The organism is Curtobacterium sp. TXMA1 (genome assembly GCF_020162095.1).
Taxonomy (GTDB): Bacteria; Actinomycetota; Actinomycetes; order Actinomycetales; family Microbacteriaceae; genus Curtobacterium.
This window is the reverse complement of record NZ_CP083910.1, coordinates 1645798-1662917: the sequence shown is the minus strand read 5'-3', so window position 1 is coordinate 1662917 and position 17120 is coordinate 1645798. Positions and strand designations below refer to the sequence as shown.

Annotated in this window: 17 protein-coding genes; 6 read left to right on the top strand and 11 right to left on the bottom strand. The window is 73.1% G+C overall.

The window, feature by feature from the left end; translation table 11 throughout:
- Window positions 1–5: 5 nt before the first annotated feature.
- The 3 genes from LCG91_RS07915 to LCG91_RS07905 all read right to left on the bottom strand — a co-directional run bounded on the left by LCG91_RS07915 (window position 6) and on the right by LCG91_RS07905 (window position 3257).
- On the bottom strand, window positions 6–632 hold the full coding sequence (locus LCG91_RS07915) for an HIT family protein (protein WP_224443059.1): 627 nt from the start codon (window positions 630–632) through the stop codon (window positions 6–8).
- Window positions 632–2620: a threonine--tRNA ligase gene (gene thrS, locus LCG91_RS07910; RefSeq protein WP_058750180.1), complete on the bottom strand. Its 1989-nt coding sequence runs from the start codon at window positions 2618–2620 to the stop codon at window positions 632–634. Before thrS ends, LCG91_RS07915 begins: the two co-directional genes overlap by 1 nt.
- Before the next feature lie 94 nt (window positions 2621–2714).
- Window positions 2715–3257, bottom strand: a complete 543-nt coding sequence (locus LCG91_RS07905) for an adenine phosphoribosyltransferase (protein ID WP_058727872.1) — start codon at window positions 3255–3257, stop codon at window positions 2715–2717.
- Window positions 3258–3430: 173 nt separating this feature from the next.
- Between LCG91_RS07905 and LCG91_RS07900 the strand changes: the two genes are divergently transcribed.
- On the top strand, window positions 3431–4456 hold the full coding sequence (locus tag LCG91_RS07900; RefSeq protein WP_224443058.1) for a glycoside hydrolase family 6 protein: 1026 nt from the start codon (window positions 3431–3433) through the stop codon (window positions 4454–4456).
- A 136-nt stretch (window positions 4457–4592) separates the two neighbouring features.
- Here LCG91_RS07900 and LCG91_RS07895 read toward each other — a convergent pair whose 3' ends face one another.
- From LCG91_RS07895 to ybaK, 3 genes are all read right to left on the bottom strand, one after another.
- Window positions 4593–4841: a hypothetical protein gene (locus LCG91_RS07895; protein ID WP_224443057.1), complete on the bottom strand. Its 249-nt coding sequence runs from the start codon at window positions 4839–4841 to the stop codon at window positions 4593–4595.
- 737 nt (window positions 4842–5578) lie between these two features.
- Window positions 5579–8173 carry an ATP-dependent Clp protease ATP-binding subunit gene (locus LCG91_RS07890; protein WP_224443056.1) on the bottom strand — a complete coding sequence of 865 codons (2595 nt, stop codon included), beginning with the start codon at window positions 8171–8173 and terminating at the stop codon, window positions 5579–5581.
- Between the two features lie 94 nt (window positions 8174–8267).
- A complete protein-coding gene (gene ybaK, locus LCG91_RS07885; protein WP_058750132.1) occupies window positions 8268–8753 on the bottom strand; it encodes a Cys-tRNA(Pro) deacylase in 486 nt (161 codons plus the stop codon).
- 67 nt (window positions 8754–8820) lie between these two features.
- On the opposite strand from ybaK, the gene LCG91_RS07880 reads away from it, so the two are divergent.
- Both LCG91_RS07880 and LCG91_RS07875 read left to right on the top strand, forming a co-directional pair.
- On the top strand, window positions 8821–9123 hold the full coding sequence (locus tag LCG91_RS07880) for a hypothetical protein (protein ID WP_224443055.1): 303 nt from the start codon (window positions 8821–8823) through the stop codon (window positions 9121–9123).
- Window positions 9124–9179: 56 nt separating this feature from the next.
- Window positions 9180–9917, top strand: coding sequence for a YidC/Oxa1 family membrane protein insertase (locus tag LCG91_RS07875; RefSeq protein ID WP_224443054.1), 738 nt, complete (start codon window positions 9180–9182; stop codon window positions 9915–9917).
- 12 nt (window positions 9918–9929) lie between these two features.
- Here the strand turns inward: LCG91_RS07875 and LCG91_RS07870 are convergent, their stop codons facing one another.
- Window positions 9930–10190 carry a hypothetical protein gene (locus LCG91_RS07870; RefSeq protein WP_224443053.1) on the bottom strand — a complete coding sequence of 87 codons (261 nt, stop codon included), beginning with the start codon at window positions 10188–10190 and terminating at the stop codon, window positions 9930–9932.
- A 131-nt stretch (window positions 10191–10321) separates the two neighbouring features.
- Here LCG91_RS07870 and LCG91_RS07865 point away from each other — a divergent pair, with 131 nt between their 5' ends.
- Window positions 10322–11236, top strand: coding sequence for a hypothetical protein (locus tag LCG91_RS07865; RefSeq protein ID WP_224443052.1), 915 nt, complete (start codon window positions 10322–10324; stop codon window positions 11234–11236).
- 240 nt (window positions 11237–11476) lie between these two features.
- Window positions 11477–12859 (top strand): MFS transporter, encoded by a 1383-nt coding sequence (locus tag LCG91_RS07860; RefSeq protein WP_224443051.1) that lies wholly within the window; start codon window positions 11477–11479, stop codon window positions 12857–12859.
- A 78-nt stretch (window positions 12860–12937) separates the two neighbouring features.
- Here the strand turns inward: LCG91_RS07860 and LCG91_RS07855 are convergent, their stop codons facing one another.
- Window positions 12938–13420 carry an NUDIX domain-containing protein gene (locus LCG91_RS07855; RefSeq protein ID WP_224443050.1) on the bottom strand — a complete coding sequence of 161 codons (483 nt, stop codon included), beginning with the start codon at window positions 13418–13420 and terminating at the stop codon, window positions 12938–12940.
- Between the two features lie 120 nt (window positions 13421–13540).
- Here LCG91_RS07855 and LCG91_RS07850 point away from each other — a divergent pair, with 120 nt between their 5' ends.
- On the top strand, window positions 13541–14386 hold the full coding sequence (locus LCG91_RS07850) for a universal stress protein (protein WP_224443049.1): 846 nt from the start codon (window positions 13541–13543) through the stop codon (window positions 14384–14386).
- A gap of 92 nt (window positions 14387–14478) precedes the next feature.
- On the opposite strand, the gene LCG91_RS07845 is transcribed toward LCG91_RS07850, so the two are convergent.
- From LCG91_RS07845 to LCG91_RS07835, 3 genes are all read right to left on the bottom strand, one after another.
- Window positions 14479–15516 (bottom strand): SGNH/GDSL hydrolase family protein, encoded by a 1038-nt coding sequence (locus LCG91_RS07845; protein ID WP_058727883.1) that lies wholly within the window; start codon window positions 15514–15516, stop codon window positions 14479–14481.
- A 110-nt stretch (window positions 15517–15626) separates the two neighbouring features.
- The gene (locus LCG91_RS07840) at window positions 15627–15983 is read right to left on the bottom strand and encodes a PRC-barrel domain-containing protein (protein ID WP_058727884.1); all 357 of its coding nucleotides are present in this window, start codon (window positions 15981–15983) and stop codon (window positions 15627–15629) included.
- A 61-nt stretch (window positions 15984–16044) separates the two neighbouring features.
- Window positions 16045–17064 carry a glycosyltransferase family 9 protein gene (locus LCG91_RS07835; RefSeq protein WP_224443048.1) on the bottom strand — a complete coding sequence of 340 codons (1020 nt, stop codon included), beginning with the start codon at window positions 17062–17064 and terminating at the stop codon, window positions 16045–16047.
- Window positions 17065–17120: the final 56 nt, after the last annotated feature.

Sequence of the window (17120 nt, the reverse complement as noted above, 5' to 3'; positions counted from 1 at the left end):
CCAGTCTAGTCCGCAGCGGGCCAGCCTTCGGCGACGAGTCGGCGGGTGTCACCGAGCAGCTGGGACATCGACTTCGTGCGGGCGATGATCGGGAAGAAGTTCGAGTCCGACGCCCACCGCGGGACGATGTGCTGGTGCAGGTGCGCGGCCACGCCGGCACCGGCGATCTCGCCCTGGTTCATCCCGATGTTGAAGCCGTCGCAGTGCGACACCGCACGCAGGACGCGCATCGCGGTCTGCGTGAGCTCGGCCATCTCGTGGGTCTCGTCCGCGGTGGCCTCGTCGTAGAGCGGGACGTGGCGGTACGGGCAGACGAGCAGGTGGCCGTTGTTGTACGGGTACAGGTTCAGCAGCACGTAGGCGTGCTCGCCGCGGGCGACGATGAGGGCGTCCTCGTCGGACTTCTGCGGTGCCTCGCAGAACGGGCAGTCGTCCTCGTGCCCGCGCCCCTTCCCCTCGCGCCCGGCGTCGATGTACGCCATCCGGTGCGGGTTCCAGAGCCGCTGGAAGGCGTCGGGGACCGCAGCGCCGGTGGCGGCGTCGCGGATCACCAGCGGGTCGGGACCGACCACGTCGTCGACGTGACCGGTCCCGGGCACCGACGGCGTGCCTCCCGGCTGCTCCGCGTCCATCAGACCTGCGCGCGGTCGCGGATCGCGGTGAGGATGCGCTCGACGGCCTCGTCCACCGGCACACCGTTGTCCTGACGACCGTCGCGGAAGCGGAACGAGACCGCCCCGGCGTCGCGGTCGTCGCCACCGGCGATGAGCTGGAACGGCACCTTCGCCTTGGTGTGCGTGCGGATCTTCTTCTGCATGCGGTCGTCCGAGTGGTCGACCTCGGCACGGACGCCGTGCGACCGGAGCTTCGCGACGACCTCGTCGAGGTAGTCGCCGTACTCGGCCGCGACGGGGATCGCGACGACCTGGACCGGTGCGAGCCACGCCGGGAACGCCCCGGCGTAGTGCTCGGTCAGCACGCCGAAGAAGCGCTCGATCGAGCCGAACAGGGCACGGTGGATCATCACCGGGCGCTGACGGGTGCCGTCGGCCGCGGCGTACTCGAGGCCGAAGCGCTCCGGCAGGTTGAAGTCGAGCTGCACGGTCGACATCTGCCAGGTGCGGCCGATGGCGTCGCGGGCCTGCACGGAGATCTTCGGGCCGTAGAACGCTGCTCCGGCGGGGTCCGGGACGAGCTCGAGGCCCGACTCCTCGGCGACCTCGCGGAGGGTGTTCGTCGCGACCTCCCAGACCTCGTCGTCGCCGACGTACTTCTCGGGGTCCTTCGTCGAGAGCTCGAGGTAGAAGTCGTCGAGACCGTAGTCGCGGAGCAGCGAGAGCACGAACTCGAGCGTCGTGGTGAGCTCCTCCTTCATCTTCTCCTGCGTGGTGAAGATGTGGGCGTCGTCCTGGGTCATGCCGCGCACCCGGGTCAGGCCGTGGATGACGCCGGACTTCTCGTTGCGGTAGACGGTGCCGAACTCGAACATCCGCAGCGGCAGGTCGCGGTAGGACCGGGCCTGCGAGCGGTACGCCAGGATGTGCATCGGGCAGTTCATCGGCTTGAGGTAGTAGTCCGCCCCCTGCCGGGTGACGTTGCCGTCCTCGTCGCGTGCCTCGTCCATGTGCATGGCCGGGAACATGCCGTCCTTGTACCAGCCGAGGTGCCCGGACTGCTCGAACAGGTCGCCCTTGGTGATGTGCGGCGTGTAGACGAAGGAGTAGCCCTCCTGCTCGTGCCGACGGCGCGAGTAGTCCTCCATCTCGCGGCGGACGATGCCGCCCTTCGGGTGGAAGATCGCCAGGCCCGAACCGATCTCGTCGGGGAACGAGAACAGGTCGAGTTCGGCGCCGAGCTTGCGGTGGTCGCGCTTCGCTGCCTCCTCCAGGCGGAGCTGGTACGCCTTGAGCTGCTCCTTGTCCGGCCACGCGGTGCCGTAGATGCGCTGGAGCTGCGGGTTCTTCTCGGAGCCGCGCCAGTAGGCGGCCGCCACGCGCATGAGCTTCGACGCGTTGCCGATCCAGCGGGTGTGCGGGACGTGCGGGCCGCGGCAGAGGTCCTGCCAGACGACCTCGCCCGACTTCGGGTCGACGTTCTCGTAGACCGTCAGCTCGCCGGCACCGACCTCGACGCTCTCGCCGGAGTCGCCCTCGTCCGCTGCGCCCTTGAGCCCGATGAGCTCCTGCTTGAAGGGCTCCCCCGCCATGCGCTCGCGGGCTTCCTCGTCGCTCACGACGACACGACGGAAGCGCTGGGCCTGGCGGATGATCCGGTCCATGCCCTTCTCGATCGCCTTGAGGTCCTCGGGCGTGAACGGCTCGGCGACGTCGAAGTCGTAGTAGAAGCCGTCGGTGACGGGCGGACCGATGCCGAGCTTCGCGTCCGGGTTGATCTGCTGGACGGCCTGGGCGAGCACGTGCGCGGCGGAGTGCCGGAGGATGTCGAGGCCGTCCTGCTCCTGCAGCGTCACGGCCTCGGCGGTCTCGCCGTCCTGCACCGTCGCGTCGAGGTCCTTGAGGACGCCGTCGACGCGGATGGCGACGACACCGCGCTCGCCGTCGAAGAGCTCGGTGCCCGTCGTGGCCGTCGTCGCGGTGCGGGGCTCGGGTGCCTGGGGCAGGTCTGCGGGCTCGGGTGCGACTGCGTCGGTCACGATCGTGGTGCTCCTCGGTTGGTTCAGGGGTGGGACAAGACTAGTGCGCGGCCGCGGCGGTTCAGGCGGGGACGCGGCCGAGCGTCGTGACGGGCAGACGCGGCTCGAGACGCTCCCGGCCCGAGAGTCCGTCGAGCTCGAGGAGCGAGGCGAAGCCGATCGCCTCGTAGCCGGCGCGTTCGAGCAGGGTGATGGTCGCCGCCGCGGTGCCGCCGGTCGCGAGGACGTCGTCGACGACGAGCACCCGTGTGCCCTGCGGGAGCTGACCCGGGCGGAGCTCGAGCTCGGCCTCGCCGTACTCCAGTGCGTACTGCTCGCTGAGGACCTCGCCGGGGAGCTTGCCGGCCTTCCGGACGGTCAGCACGCCGACCTGGTGCTGCGCCGCGATGCCGCCGGCGAGGGCGAAGCCGCGGGCCTCGATGCCGGCGACCGCCTGGAAGCCCGCGCCGACGGCGAAGGGTGCGGCGAGGGCCTCGCACACGCGTCCGAACGCCACCGGGTCGGAGAACACCGGCGTCACGTCGCGGAACAGGATGCCCGGCTTCGGGAAGTCCGGGACGATGGCGGTCAGGCGTTCGACGAGTGCAGCTGCGGTTTCGGTCACCGCACAACGGTACGCGACAGCGAGAGCGGCTCCGTCCGGTGGGTCGACGCCTGTCCCTCGTTCTGGAGATCGCCGGGGTGCCGCTCCGTGGGTTCTCATGGTCTGCGACAGGTGGAACGGGCGCCAGGGGCGCCCGGATCGTTCCCGCTGCGGACGGGAACAGGACGGGGACCATGCACTCGAGGACCAGGACGACGGTCGCGCGCGCCCTCGCGCTCGCGACCGTGCTCGCAGCGACGGTGGCGGGCACGGTCGTCACGGCGCCGACCGCCGCGTCGGCGGCCGCCGTCGGACCGCTGCCGCCCGCAGCCCTCCACACCGCGACGCCCGGGCAGGTCTTCGCCGGCGGACTGTTCGTGCAGCCGGACAGCCAGGCCGCGCAGGCGGCGTCGGCGCTCAGCACGTCGGGGACGGCGACCGAGGCCGCAGCGGCCCGGACCATCGCGCAGCAGCCGGTCGCGATCTGGTTGGGCGAGTGGTACACCGGCGAGGCGCTGGACCGGGTGATCGCCCGGAACCTCGCCGCCGCCGAGCGGGTCGGCAGGACACCGGTGTTCGTCACCTACGCCGTGCCGAACCGCGACTGCGGCGGGTACTCGGCGGGCGGGCTCTCCCCGACGGCGTACGCGGAGTGGAACCGTCGCATCGCGGCCGACCTCAGGGGGCACCGCGCGGTCGTGATCGTCGAGCCGGACTCCCTCTCCCACCTGAGCTCGTGCACCGCTGAACGCGAGCGGCGCCCGGGGATCATCGCCGGGGCCGTGCACGAGTACGCCGCCGCGGGCGTCCCCACGTACCTCGACGGCGGGAACGAGAACTGGAACGACCCGGAGCTGCAGGCGACCTACCTGCGGGAGGCCGGCATCGCCGAGGCCCGCGGCTTCTTCACGAACGTGGCGAACTTCTACCGCGTCGACGGCGAGCGGGCCTACGCCGAGCGGCTCAGCGCGCTGACGGGCGGTGCGCGGTACGTGATCGACACGTCGCGGAACGCCCGCGGGTGGCTCGGCACCTGGTGCAACCCGACGGGGGCCGGCCTGGGCCGCAGTCCGCACGTGGCCGCGGGACGCACACGACTCGACGCCCTGCTCTGGATCAAGACGCCAGGTGCGAGCGACGGGACCTGCAACGGTGGACCGGCGGCGGGGACTTGGTACCCGTCGTACGCGGTCGCGCTGGTGGCGAACCGGAAGCGCTGAGGGGTTCGAGGAGGCTGCCTGCACGGCAGGCTCCGGGCGTCGAACCAGGAAGACGACACCGAACCAGGCGAGCGCGCTGGTTCGATGTCGTCTCCGTGGTCCGACCGCGGGCCGGACCCTGACGGCGCGCAGCTGTTCAGCGCCACATGCGCATCGCAGCGGTCTGCACGAGCAGGGCGAGTTCGCGCTCGCGCCGCTCGCGTTCGAGCCGCTGCCGCGTGGCGAAGTCGACCGATGGGCGCACGTGGTGCGTCCGACGGCTCCAGATGATCAGCGACATTCCGATCCGGAGGGCGATGCGATCGGCGAGGGTGACCCGGCGGCGCACCGCGCGGGTATCGGGTGGACGGACGTCGATGTCGTTCGACACGATGGTGCCTTTCATGAGTGCCCGAGGGCATGACAGATGGTTGCCCGAGGGCATGAGTGGTACGTGCCTGGGGGCACGACTCGTGTGTGCCCGAGGGCATGGCGGAGAACCCGTTCACCGAGCGCACGAATGCGTCAGGAAGGGTCTCGCGAGAACGCCCGAGGAATGCGGGCGGGAATGCGCGCAGGGTGCGCAGGAATGCGCACGGCTGCATTGTCGGTGACCGGTCGCGGTCACCGCGTGGATCCGTCGCGTGAGACGTCCGCCGCTCGCAGTCCGTCCTCGACCCACCCGCCGCACGCTCGGTTCCCGTCAGGACGGGCAACCGACCGCTCGGACGCCCGTCAGGACGACGAGCGACCGCGAGGGGCGATGCAGGTGGGGCGCGGCGCAGCAGGGCTGTGCCGGGCCGACCAGAGCAGTCTCACCACGCCGTCATGGCAGCGGTGCGAGAGCCTCGGTCGATCGAGGAGAACGGCTGGAGCGGGACGTCCCGCGTCAGTGCGAGCGGAGCGGGGTGCCGCCGATCCCACGGATTCCACGGAACGGGTTCGTCGTGAAGATCATCATTGTGTCGGCCCCCTCTCGGTCTCGTACAGCCGGTGATGCTCGTGAACACTATCGGTGTCGGGAATGCGAGCGCAACCCCTTTCTCGAACATTTCCGGAATTGCATCCACGAGGACGTCGCAGGACGCGGAACGGCCCCGGTACCGATCGGGTACCGAGGCCGTTCTGTGCGAGCGGGTCGGATCAGACCGTCGCCGGGGCGGACACGTGGGCGACGAGCCCGCCGTCCTCGACGTCGATCCGGACGGTGTCGCCGTCGTGCACCTGCTCGTCCACCACAAGGGTCGCGATGCGGTCGTCGACCTCGCGCTGGATGAGCCGACGCAGGGGGCGGGCGCCGTACTCCGGCTCGTGGCCGTGCTCGGCCAGCCAGTCGGTCGCCGCGGCGGACACCGACAGGGTCATCCCCTGCGCGACCAGCCGGAGCGCGGTGTCCTGCAGCAGCAGGTCCACGATCGACCGGAGCTGCGAGCGCTCCAGCTTGCGGAAGAGCACGATCTCGTCGATGCGGTTGATGAACTCCGGTCGCATCGCCTCGCGCAGCCTGCCCATCACGCGGGCGCGGAGGTCCTCCTCGGCGTACCCGTCGGAGGACCCGACTGCCGAGAACCCGAGCGCACCGGAGCGCGACGCCAGGAACTCGGACCCGATGTTCGACGTCATGATGACGACCGTGTTCCGGAAGTCGACCGTCCGCCCCTGCCCGTCGGTCAGGCGACCGTCGTCGAGCACCTGCAGGAGCAGGTTGAAGACGTCCGGGTGGGCCTTCTCGACCTCGTCGAGCAGCACGACCGAGTACGGGTTGCGGCGCACGCGCTCGGTGAGCTGGCCGGCCTCGTCGTAGCCGACGTACCCGGGAGGGGCACCGACCAGGCGCGACACGGTGTGCCGCTCGCCGAACTCGCTCATGTCGAAGCGCAGCATCGCCGACTCGTCGCCGAACAGCGACCCGGCCAGGGCCTTCGCGAGCTCGGTCTTGCCGACGCCGGTCGGGCCGAGGAACAGGAAGCTGCCGACCGGGCGACGCGGGTCGCCCATGCCGGTCCGGCTGCGCCGGACCGCGGTCGCGATCGCGCGCACGGCGTCGTCCTGGCCGACGACGCGCTCGTGGAGCTCGTCCTCGAGCGCAGCGAGCCGGGACCGGTCGCCCTGGGACAGGCGGGTGGCCGGGATGCCGGTGGCGCGGGACACCACCTCCGCGATGTCCGCCTCCGTGATCACGCGGTCGGCGGTGGTCGGACGGGAGGCGCTGCTCGCGTCACCCGTCGAGGCTGCGGTGATCCGCGCCTCCAGGCCGTCGATCTCGTCGCGCAGGCGCGACGCCTCCTCGTACAGCTCCTCTGCCACCGCACGGTCCTTGTCGGCCTGCAGTTCCGCGACCTGGTCGCGGAGCGCCTCGACGTCGACGTCGCCCGACAGGGCGAGGCGACGACGGGCACCGGCCTGGTCGACGAGGTCGATGGCCTTGTCCGGCAGGTGTCGGTCGGTGACGTAGCGGTGCGAGAGCTCCACCGCGGCGCGCAGGGCGTCGTCGGTGTAGGTGACGTCGTGGTGCTCGGCGTACCGAGGGGCGAGCCCCGTGAGGATCGCAACGGCGTCCTCGACGCTCGGCTCCCCCACCGTGACCGGCTGGAAGCGGCGCTCGAGCGCGGCGTCCTTCTCGATCCGGCGGTACTCGTCCAGGGTCGTCGCGCCGACCAGGTGCAGGTCGCCGCGGGCGAGACGGGGCTTGAGGATGTTGCCCGCGTCCATCGAGCCGCCCTCGCCACCGCCACCGGCGCCGACGACGGTGTGGAGTTCGTCGACGAACACGATCAGCTCGTCGGCGTGCGCGGCGATCTCGTCCATCGCCGTGGTCAGGCGCTCCTCGAAGTCACCGCGGTACCGGGTGCCGGAGAGCATGCCGGCCAGGTCGAGCGCCACGACGCGCTTGCCCTGGAGCAGCGCGGGCACGTCGCCGTCGGCGATGCGCTGCGCGAGCCCCTCGACGATCGCGGTCTTGCCCACGCCGGGCTCGCCGATGAGGACGGGGTTGTTCTTGGTGCGGCGGAGCAGGACCTCGACGGTCTGCTCGATCTCGTCCGCACGGCCGATGACCGGGTCGATGCGCCCGTCGCGGGCGCGCTCGGTCAGGTCGGTGCCGAACCGGTCGAGCGTCGGGGTGTCGCTCGTGGACTCGGCGGTGGTGTCGGTGGCTCCGGGCATCGGACGCCCCTCTCGTGCTGCTGCCGCGGCCTGCTGGGCGTGCTCCTGCAGGTGCTGCGGGGTGACGCCGGCGCTCGCGAGCAGCTGCCCGGCGACGGTGTCCTGGTCGGTGACGAGCGCGAAGAAGACGTGCTCGGGGTCGGTGTACGTGCTGCCGAAGGCCCGGGCGGCCTGCGTCGCCTCGAGCAGGATCCGCTGCGCGGTGCCGGTCAGCGCGGGCTGTCCGGTGCGCTCGGGACGGGACTCCGCCGGGACGGGGAGCCGCTGCTCGACCTCGGCGGCGAGCTGCTCCGGGTCGACGCCGGCGCTGCGCACGACTGCGGTGAACGGCTCGGTGTGCACGAGGACGTGCAGGACGTGCAGGGCGTCGATCTCGAGCTGGCCCTGCGCGACGGCGTACTCAGCGGTGCGCTGGAGCAGTTCGTGGGTGCGTCGACTGAGGAGTCGCGTGATGTCGACCGGGCGTCCCAGCGGTACGGATCGCTGGGCACCGGCCTGCTGGGCCGCGATGAGCCGGGCGAGGAACGCGTCGAACGCGTCGTCGCCACCGGTCGGGCCGAACGTTGCTGGCAAAGGGACCTCCTGGGAACTTGAGTGCCTTCGACTCAATGCAACGCAGGGGGCCCGCTCCATTCCCGGCAGGCGCAGAAAGTTGCGTCAGACCGACTCAGGTCCGAGCGATGGGCGCCGTCGAGGCCTCGGTGACCCGGACGAGATCCTCGGGAGCGACCTCGATGTCGAACCCGCGGCGGCCACCGGAGACGAAGATGCTCGGGTGCTCGAGGGCGGATGCGTCGACGACCGTGCGCAGGCGCGTCTTCTGGCCGACCGGGCTGATCCCGCCGACCACGTAGCCCGTCCGCTTCTCGGCGAGGGCCGGCTGCGCGAGCGTGGCCTTCTTGCCGCCGAGTGCCGCTGCGATCGCCTTGAGGTCGAGCCGGTTCGCGACGGGCACGACCGCCACCGCCAGCTGACCGTCCACGGAGACCACGAGGGTCTTGAACACCTGGTCCTCGCGGAGCCCGAGCGCCGCGGCTGCTTCTTCCCCGAAGTTCGTGGCGGTCTCGTGGTGCTCGTACACGTGCGGGGTGAACGGGATCCCCGCCCGCTCGAGGGCGAGGGTCGCTGGGGTGCTCGGCGATCCTGCGGTCATGGCCCGATCCTGCCCGTTGCGGACCTGCCGGTCCGCTGCGGCACGCGGGGGTTACGCTGAACGGACCATGACCGTCGTCGAACTCCTCCTGCGCGCCCTCGCGGTGCTGCAGACCGGCGACGCTGCCCTGCTCGGCCCGGGTGGGTCGCCGGCACCCCTGCTCGCCGTGGCGGCGCTCGGGCTCGCCGCGGTCGCAGTCACGGTGCTCGTCGTCCGGCTGCTCGCGACGGCGCTCGGTGTCGATCCCGACGTCGGGGCCGCCGAGCGGACCGGCGCGGCGGTGGAACGGCCGACGCGCATCGCGTGGAGCCACCCGGACGCCGACGGCCAGGTGCGGTCGCGAGCACCGGGAGTGCCGACACCGGCCTGACCACCCGCGAGTGGTCGGGTCACGTCGTCACCGACCCCTCCACCGAACGGAACGTCATGGACCTCTCCACCCTGCCCGTCGTCAGCGGCCTGCTGCACGTCGGCGCCGACCTGCTCACCACCCTCACCGACGCCCTCTCCCCCGTCGCCGGGGGCACGGCCGCCGCACTGGCGGTCGTCGCGCTCACCCTGGGCGTGCGCATCGTGCTCGTCCCGCTCTCCGTCCTGCAGGTCCGGGCCGAGCGCGACCGTCGACGGCTCGCGCCGCAGCTCGCCGCACTGCGCCGACGGTACGGGTCCGACACCCGCCGCCTGCAGGAGGCCGTGCAGCGGCTGTACACCTCGGAACGCGTCTCCCCGCTGGCCGGCTGCCTCCCGGTGCTCGCGCAGGCACCCGTGCTGTCGCTCGTGTACGCCCTGTTCACCCACGCGTCGATCGCCGGCGCCGCGAACGCCCTGCTAGACGCGACGCTGGTCGGGATCCCGCTGGGGCACACGCTGCTCGCCGTCGTCACGTCACCGCTGTGGGGTCACGCCTGGGTGGTGCTCGTGCTGCTCGCCGTCCTGGCGGTCGCGATCGAGGCGTCGCGCCGGGCCGCGGCACACTGGAACCCGGTCGAGGCCCCGGCAGCCGGGCAGCCGGGAGCCGGAGCGACCGCGGTGCTGGTCCGGTGGGTGCCGTTCGTGTCCGTCGTCTTCGCCGCGGTCGTCCCGCTGGCCGCCACGCTGTACGTCGTCACGAGCGCCGTCTGGGCCGTCGGTGAGCGCGCCGTGCTGCGGCGTCTGGTGCACTGAGGACGAAAGGCGTCAGCCGCCCTGGCCCTCCTGCTGCGGGCCCTGGTCGACCGGGTCGTACTCGGTGCCGCGGCCCTGTTCCTCGTCGGGGGTGGGGACGTGCCGTTCCGTGCCGGTGCCGCCCGGACTGGTCGCCACGTAGTCGGCCTCGCCGGACTGCGTGTCGTGGCTGAGCGCCTCGAGGGTCTCGGGATCAGCGTCGTGGCGGACGGTGTCGTGCCGGGTGCCGTCGTGCTCCGGGGCGCTGGGGCCGGTTCCTGCGTCGGTGGTCATGCGTCCCGTCTACCCCTCGGGCACTGGACGGCACCCCCTCGGCGACCGGACAGCACCCACTCGGGGGCCGGACGCGACGCCGTCGGGGTGGGAGCATGAGGGTGTCCGGTGCGTCCGGACCGGGAGCGCGCATGGCCGACGAGGACGTCACGGCGGAACGGGCACGACTCGAGGCCCTCGCCTGGGGTGCCGGGGTCGAGCCCGAGGTCGCCGCGCGCGCTCGGCTGGCACTCCGCGACCTCGGGGGTTCCGGGGCCGACGTCGCCCGCGGCACCGTGTCGGCAGCGACCCCGACCACCGCGGAGTCGGACGCGACGCGACCGGCACCGGCGCCCGGCGCGACGCGACCGGAACCGGCGCCCGGCGCGACTCGAGCGGTACCGGTGGCGGCGCCCGACGCGATGCGACCGGCAGCGGACGCACCGCTGACCGCCACCGGACCGGGCGGGCCGACCGTGGACCGGCAACCGACCACGGGACCGGGCGTGCTCCCCGACGACGGTGGGGCGGGCCTCCCGGCCGAGCGGACCACGTGGCGGACGCGGGCGAGCGGGCTGCTCTGGACCGCGCGACCGCGCGTGTGGATCGCGCTCGGCGCGGCGGTCGTCGTCGGCCTGGCGTTCGCGGCGGGCACGCTGGTCGGGACCTCCGACGGGCAGCAGGTCGCCGCACCGAGCACGACGCCGACGCCGGGGGCGATCACGCTCGAGGAGCTCCTCGACATCCCGCAGACCTACGCGGACCAGCTGCCCGGTCCGGTCGAGGCCCCGGTGAGCCTCCGGTCGACGCGACTCGTCTTCACGAACCGGGCCCTGGACGGCAGCTCGTTCGAGACCCCCTGGAACGTGTGGGCCGGGGTCGGGACCGACCGCGAGACGATCTGCCTGGTGGCCACCGCGAACCGCCTCGAGTCGACCACGGCCTGCTACCCACGCGAGGACGCCCTGCACGGGAACGTGTCGCTCTCCGCACAGTCCACGAGCGGGACGCTGACGATCACGCTGCGCGGTGGCGGCGTGCAGGGCACGGTCACGAACGAGAACTGACCGGGCCCGATCGGGAATGTGTTCCCGTGCATCTCGTTGGAGCGCTACAAGAATCTTCGGCGACCCCCTCGCGCGATCCGGATGCTCCGTGCAAGACTGGAGGAGCGCACTCGCCGTGGAGTCGTCACATCACCGGGTCGTCCGACCCGCACCACACCCACCGCGAGCGCGCTCCGCGCACCGCCGTCACGACGGCCGGTCCGACGCGCGCTCCGGCGTTCCCCGGAGGAGGTCAGCAGCGTGTCCACGAACACCACCACCTCGGCCGTGTCGACGAACACGCGGCCGATCACCGTCACCACCCAGTCGATCGTCGGCATCGCCGTGCTCGGGCTCGCCACCTTCTTCGCGATCACCACGGAGCTCATGCCGGTCGGGCTGCTCGGCACGATGAGCCGTGACCTCGACGTCAGCGAGTCGACGATGGGCATCGTCGTCACCGTCTACGCGGCGGCCGTGGCGATCCTCGCCCTCCCGCTGACCTCGCTGACGGCACGGCTCCCCCGCAAGGCGGTGCTGGTCGCGACGCTCGTCGGCTACGCGGTCTCGAACGTGCTCGTCGCCGTCGCACCGAGCTTCGCCGTCGTGTGCGCGGGCCGCGTCGTCGGCGGTGTCGCGCACGCACTCTTCTTCTCGGTGGCGTCCGCGTACGCAACGCGCATCGTGCCGCCGCGACTCGCGGGGCGGGCGATCGCCTTCGTCTACTCCGGCAGCTCGCTCGGGTTCGTCCTCGGCGTACCGCTCGCCACGTGGGTCGCGCAGACGATCGGGTGGCGCCCCGCCGTGGGCGCCGTGGCGCTCGCCGCGGCCGTGCTCGCGGTGGTCGCCCTCGCGTTCCTGCCGGCGGTGAGCGGGACCGCCTCCCCGCACATCGGCTCGCCGCGGGCCTGGGCACGGACCGGCCTGCTCTCGGTCGTCGTCGCGGACCTGCTGCTCTTCGCCGGGCACTACGTCGTCTACACCTACATCGGCCCCTACGCGATCGACGCCGGACTCGACGCCGGCATGGTGAGCGGCGCGCTGCTGGTGCTCGGCGGGACCGGCATCGTCGGGCTGTGGCTCGCGGGCACGTTCGTCGACCGGGCACCGCGGCAGACGCTGATCGTCGCCGTCGCCGTGATGGCCGTCGCGTTCGCGGTCCTGCCGTTCGTGCACGGGTCGCTGCTCGGCACCATGGTGGTCGCGGGCGTCTGGATGGCCGCGAACGGCACGACGGGCACGCTGTTCATGGCTGCGGCGATCCGGACGGGAGGCGTCTCCCCCGACATCGCCGGTGCCCTGGTGAACGGCGCGTCGAACATCGGCATCGCGGGCGGTGCAGCGGTGGGCGGTCAGGCGCTCAGCGCGGTCGGTCTGCAGTACCTGCCCTTCGCCGGAGCCGTCGTCCTGGTCGGCTCGCTCGGCGTCGTGCTCGCGGCGCGCCGTGGCTTCCCGGTGCACACGCACGCGCAGGAGCACCTGTCCACCACCTCGGTCGAGGCGATCACCTCGTCGCTCGCCGTCGTCACGTCCTCGGTGCCCGTCGTCGGTCGGGCGATCGCGACCATCACCGGGTCCGTCGGCGTGGTCACCGGATCCGTCTCGACCGCGACGGGGTCGATACAGGCCCAGCGGCGGCGCTGACGCGTTCGGACGGGAGCGGGGCGGGTCGACCGGTGTCGACCCGCCCCGCTCGCGTGTCCCAGCGTCTCGGCGTCCGGGTCAGCCCTCCGGGAGCGGCCGCTCCACCGCCACGAGCAGCCGGTCGAGCGCGGCGACCTGACCGGCCACGAGCAGCTCGCGCGCCTCGTCGACGGTCACCCACCGTGCGTCGTCGACCTCGGGCACCTCGACGAACCGGCCGGACCCGCGCGGCAGCTCGACCAGCGCCGTGTTGCTCCGGACCGCGTCGACCGCGAAGTCGTCCGCCCGCACGGCGAAGACCCGGACACGCTTCCCCGACGCCTGTCGGACCTCGCCGAGGTCCAGTGCCGGGCCGTCCGGCGCGGCGACGCCGATCTCCTCAGCGAACTCGCGGCGGGCCGCGGCCAGGGGGTCCTCCCCGTCCTCGAGGAGCCCCTTGGGGATCGACCACGCCCTCGCACGACCCCGCCACAACGGTCCGCCCATGTGCGCGACGAAGACCTGCGTCGTCCCGTCGACGCGTGCACTGCGGTGGAGCAGGAGTCCGGCGCTGGTGACCACGCCCCGAGCGTACGACGACCGGCCCCGGACCGGCCGGCGACGGCCAGTGCGGCGTACGCTGCGCCCCAGGAGCGCCAGGCGACGCCCCGCTGGACCTGCACGACGAGGAGGTCGGTCGGGATGGACGGACGGTGGAGGGCGGTCACGCTCGCGGCGGACGCGGCACGACCACACGACGAGGCGGTCCGGTGGCTCGCTGCACGTGCCGGGACCGGTGTCGAGCGGGTGCACGTGATCGGGGCGGACCCGGCGAGCGAGAGCAGGACCGGACCGACCGGTGCGGGGGTCGCGGACGCCGTCGCGGCAGCGGTCCGGTCGGCGCTGCCGCAGGCCCGGGTGGTGGTCCGTCGGCATGCCGGGCACCCGGCGCACGCGCTGGTCGAGGAGTCCGACGACGGTGACGTGCTCGTCGTCGGGACCTTCCGGAACCGGCGCGGATCGACGGCCGGCGGCGAGGCGGCCCGGATCGCCGAGCGTGCGGCGGTGCCGACCGTGGTCGTGCCGGAGGGGCCGCACCCGATCGCGGGCGACGTGGTCCTGGCGGTCGACGAGCCGGTCGACGAGCACGCCGAGGCGATCGCCGTCGCCGAGGCACGCCGCACGCACCGCCGGTTGACGCTCCTGCGCGCCTGGGAGATGCCGGTGCTCACCCGCACCGGGCTCACCGACTTCGCCGAGGACCCCCTGCGGTGGCGGTCCCGGAACGCCGAGCTGCTCGAGCGGATCACCGTCGAGGTCCGCGCTCGACACCCGGACGTCCGGGTCCACGCGCTGCTCGTGGAGGGCCACCCTGGTCGGGCGATCGCCGCGCACACGCGGCGGGCCTCGCTCGTCGTGCTCGGCGTCGGCCACGTGCACGCGCTGTCGGGGTCGGTCCTGCACGACGTGCTGCGCGAGACCGTGGCGCCCGTGTGCGTCGTGCCGCCCGCGGCCCACACCGGTGCGGCCGCCGGAGGCACCGCCTGACGCCGACCGCCGCCGTCGAACGCCGGTGGTCAGCCCACAGCCGTCGGCCGTCAGGGGCGGGGTCGTCCGCTGTCCGCCGCAGGGTCCGACCGTCAGCCCGCGAGCGTCCGCAGCTCCGCCGCGAGCTGCCGCGTCAGCCAGGCGACCCCGCGACCGTTCGGGTGCAGGGCGCCGGGCTCCATGTCGATGCTGCTGAGGTCGCCCGTGCCGGAGAGCGAGACGCCCGACACGTACGGTCGGTCGGTCGCGCACGCGGAGTGCGCCTGCGACTCCGCGAACACGTCGACGAACGGCACCCCGGCCGCCTCGGCCGCGGACGCCGAGACCTCGTCGAGCGACTCCTGGATCCCGTGCAGGTACCGGACGTCGCTGTTCGTGAACGGGTACGTGTCCCGGGGGAACGACCCGACGAGCGACCCGAGGTCGAGCGCCGAGCGGAAGCAGCCCTTCGCCGGCGTGTGCGCTGCGTCCGGGAAGATCGCCGGGTAGCCGAGGAACACCACGACCGCGTTCGGGGCGGCCTGTCGGACCGCGGCGAGGGTGTCCGCGATCCCGAGGGCCACCCGCGACCGGATGCGCACCTCGAGGTCGTCCACGCCGTCGTGCACGAGCGTGCTGCGGCAGGACGGCGCGTCCCGGCCGGAGAACACCGGGCCGCGGGACGACAGCGCGAGGCAGGACGCGGCGGTGCCGAAGAGGTCGGCGTCGTTGCCGCCGATCGTCAGCGTGACGAGCCGGGTGTCCTCGGACAGCGCACGGACCTGCGGCGGCACACCGCGGAACTGGTACCCGGACACGACGTCGCGGCTGGTGGCGCCGGCACAGGTCACGTCGGTCAGGGCGAACCCGAACCGCGCGGCGAGCCGGTGCGGGTAGTCCCGCGCCGACTGGCCGCACGCGCTCGTCGGCAGGTGCGTGGGGTCGGACAGGCCGTAGCCGGCCGAGTACGAGTCACCGAGTGCGACGTACTCGCTGCCCGGCGGCAGGTCCGCCAGGGTCTCGACCGGGTCGCCCGTCACCGGGTACGGCGCCGGCACGGGCCACATCGGCGCCGCCACGGCACCGTCGGTCGACGCCCCCACGACGGGACCCCACGGTGCGACGACCGCCGCGGCGAGGACCGCGAGCACGGCGGCGACGGCGGTCAGGCGCTTCGGGCGGGCGGTGCGGTGCAGGGGGGCCTCCGGATGAGCGCGACGACGGGACGGGCAAGGGTACCTGCCCGACCCGAGCGTCGGTGTCAGCGGCGTCCCAGGCGCCGCTCCCCGTTGCTGCCGGTCTGGTACTGCAGGCCGTAGTGCTCGTACAGCACCGGCTCGGTCGAGGCCTCGAGCTCACCGTCGGTCGGGATCGACGGCGCGTCCTTGACGAGCTTCTTCGGGAAGGTCACGAGCAGGTGCTTCGGCGCCACCGTCGCGCCGACGAGCGGGACGAAGAGCAGCTTCTGGAACCCGGGCAGCCCGGTCGTGACGGCGCCGAACGCGGGCTCCGACGTCGCGGTGTCGTAGTAGATGCTCTCGAGCGTGCCGATCTTGTCCTCGGTCTCGTCGACGACGGGCAGGCCGATCCAGTCACGGATGTTGGCGGCTTCGAACACGGGGCGCTCCCTTCGAGCAGGACAGGTACTCCTCGACGCTACCGACGCATGCCCGGCGCGTTCACGGCGACGGGACCGGTCCGGCCGGAGCGGCGGCGGCGGCGGCAGCGGCAGCGGCGGGATCGACCGGCAGCGAGTCGACCGCGGCGAGCACGTCCTCGACCCCGACCGCGAGCAGCGCCGGGTCCGGGTCCTCGGCGAAGACGTCGCCCCGCCGGACGGATGCATCGGTGAGCACCACGTGCGGACCCGTTGCCGGTGGGCCCCACGCCTCGGGCGGCGCCGGACCGAACACCACCACCGACGGGATCCCGTAGGCGGAGGCGAGGTGCGCTGCCCCGGTGTCGACCGTGACGACGAGCGCGGCCGACGCGATGACGCCCGCGAAGGCCTGCAGTTCCAACGCACCGGCGAGGACCGCCTCCGGCGGCAGGCCGGCTGCCTGCGCGACGGCGGTGGCGCGCTCGACGTCGTCCGCGCCTCCCGTCAGGACCACGTCGAGGCCGCGCTCGCGCAGGCCGCGCACCACGGCGGCGAAGCGGTCCGTCGGCCAGTGCCGCGCGCCGTGGAAGGCGCCGATGTGCACGACCGCCGCGCCGGGCGCCACCGACGGGGCGACGGGGCGTGCGATGGCGACCTCGTCCGGGTCGGCCGGGATGCCGTGCCAGGTGAGCAGGTCCGCCCAGCGCTCCCGCTCGTGCACGTCGTCGGGCCACACGGGACCCTCGTACCCGTGGGTCGGGTCGGCGTGTCCGATCACGCGACGGGCACCGAGGGCGGCGACGAGGTCGGACGACTCGGGACCGGCGCCGTGCAGGTTGACCGCGACGTCGACCGCACCGGCCGGTGCGGCGATGGGGTGGTCGAGCCCGTGCTGCGCGAGGTGCACGTCCACCGGCAGGAGCTCGACGACCGGGGCCAGCCACGCGGTCGTGGCCAGCGTGATCCGGTGGCCGGGGAACGCCCGGCGCAGCGCGTGCAGGGCGGGGACGGCGACGAGTGCGTCACCGAGCTTGATGGCGCGGAGGACGAGCAAGTCGGGGCGTCCGTCGGACGGGGGCAGGGCGGGGACTGCGGTCACGGTCCGACGGTATCCGGCGACGCCTGGGCCGGTTCCCGGCCTCCGGGCGGTACCAA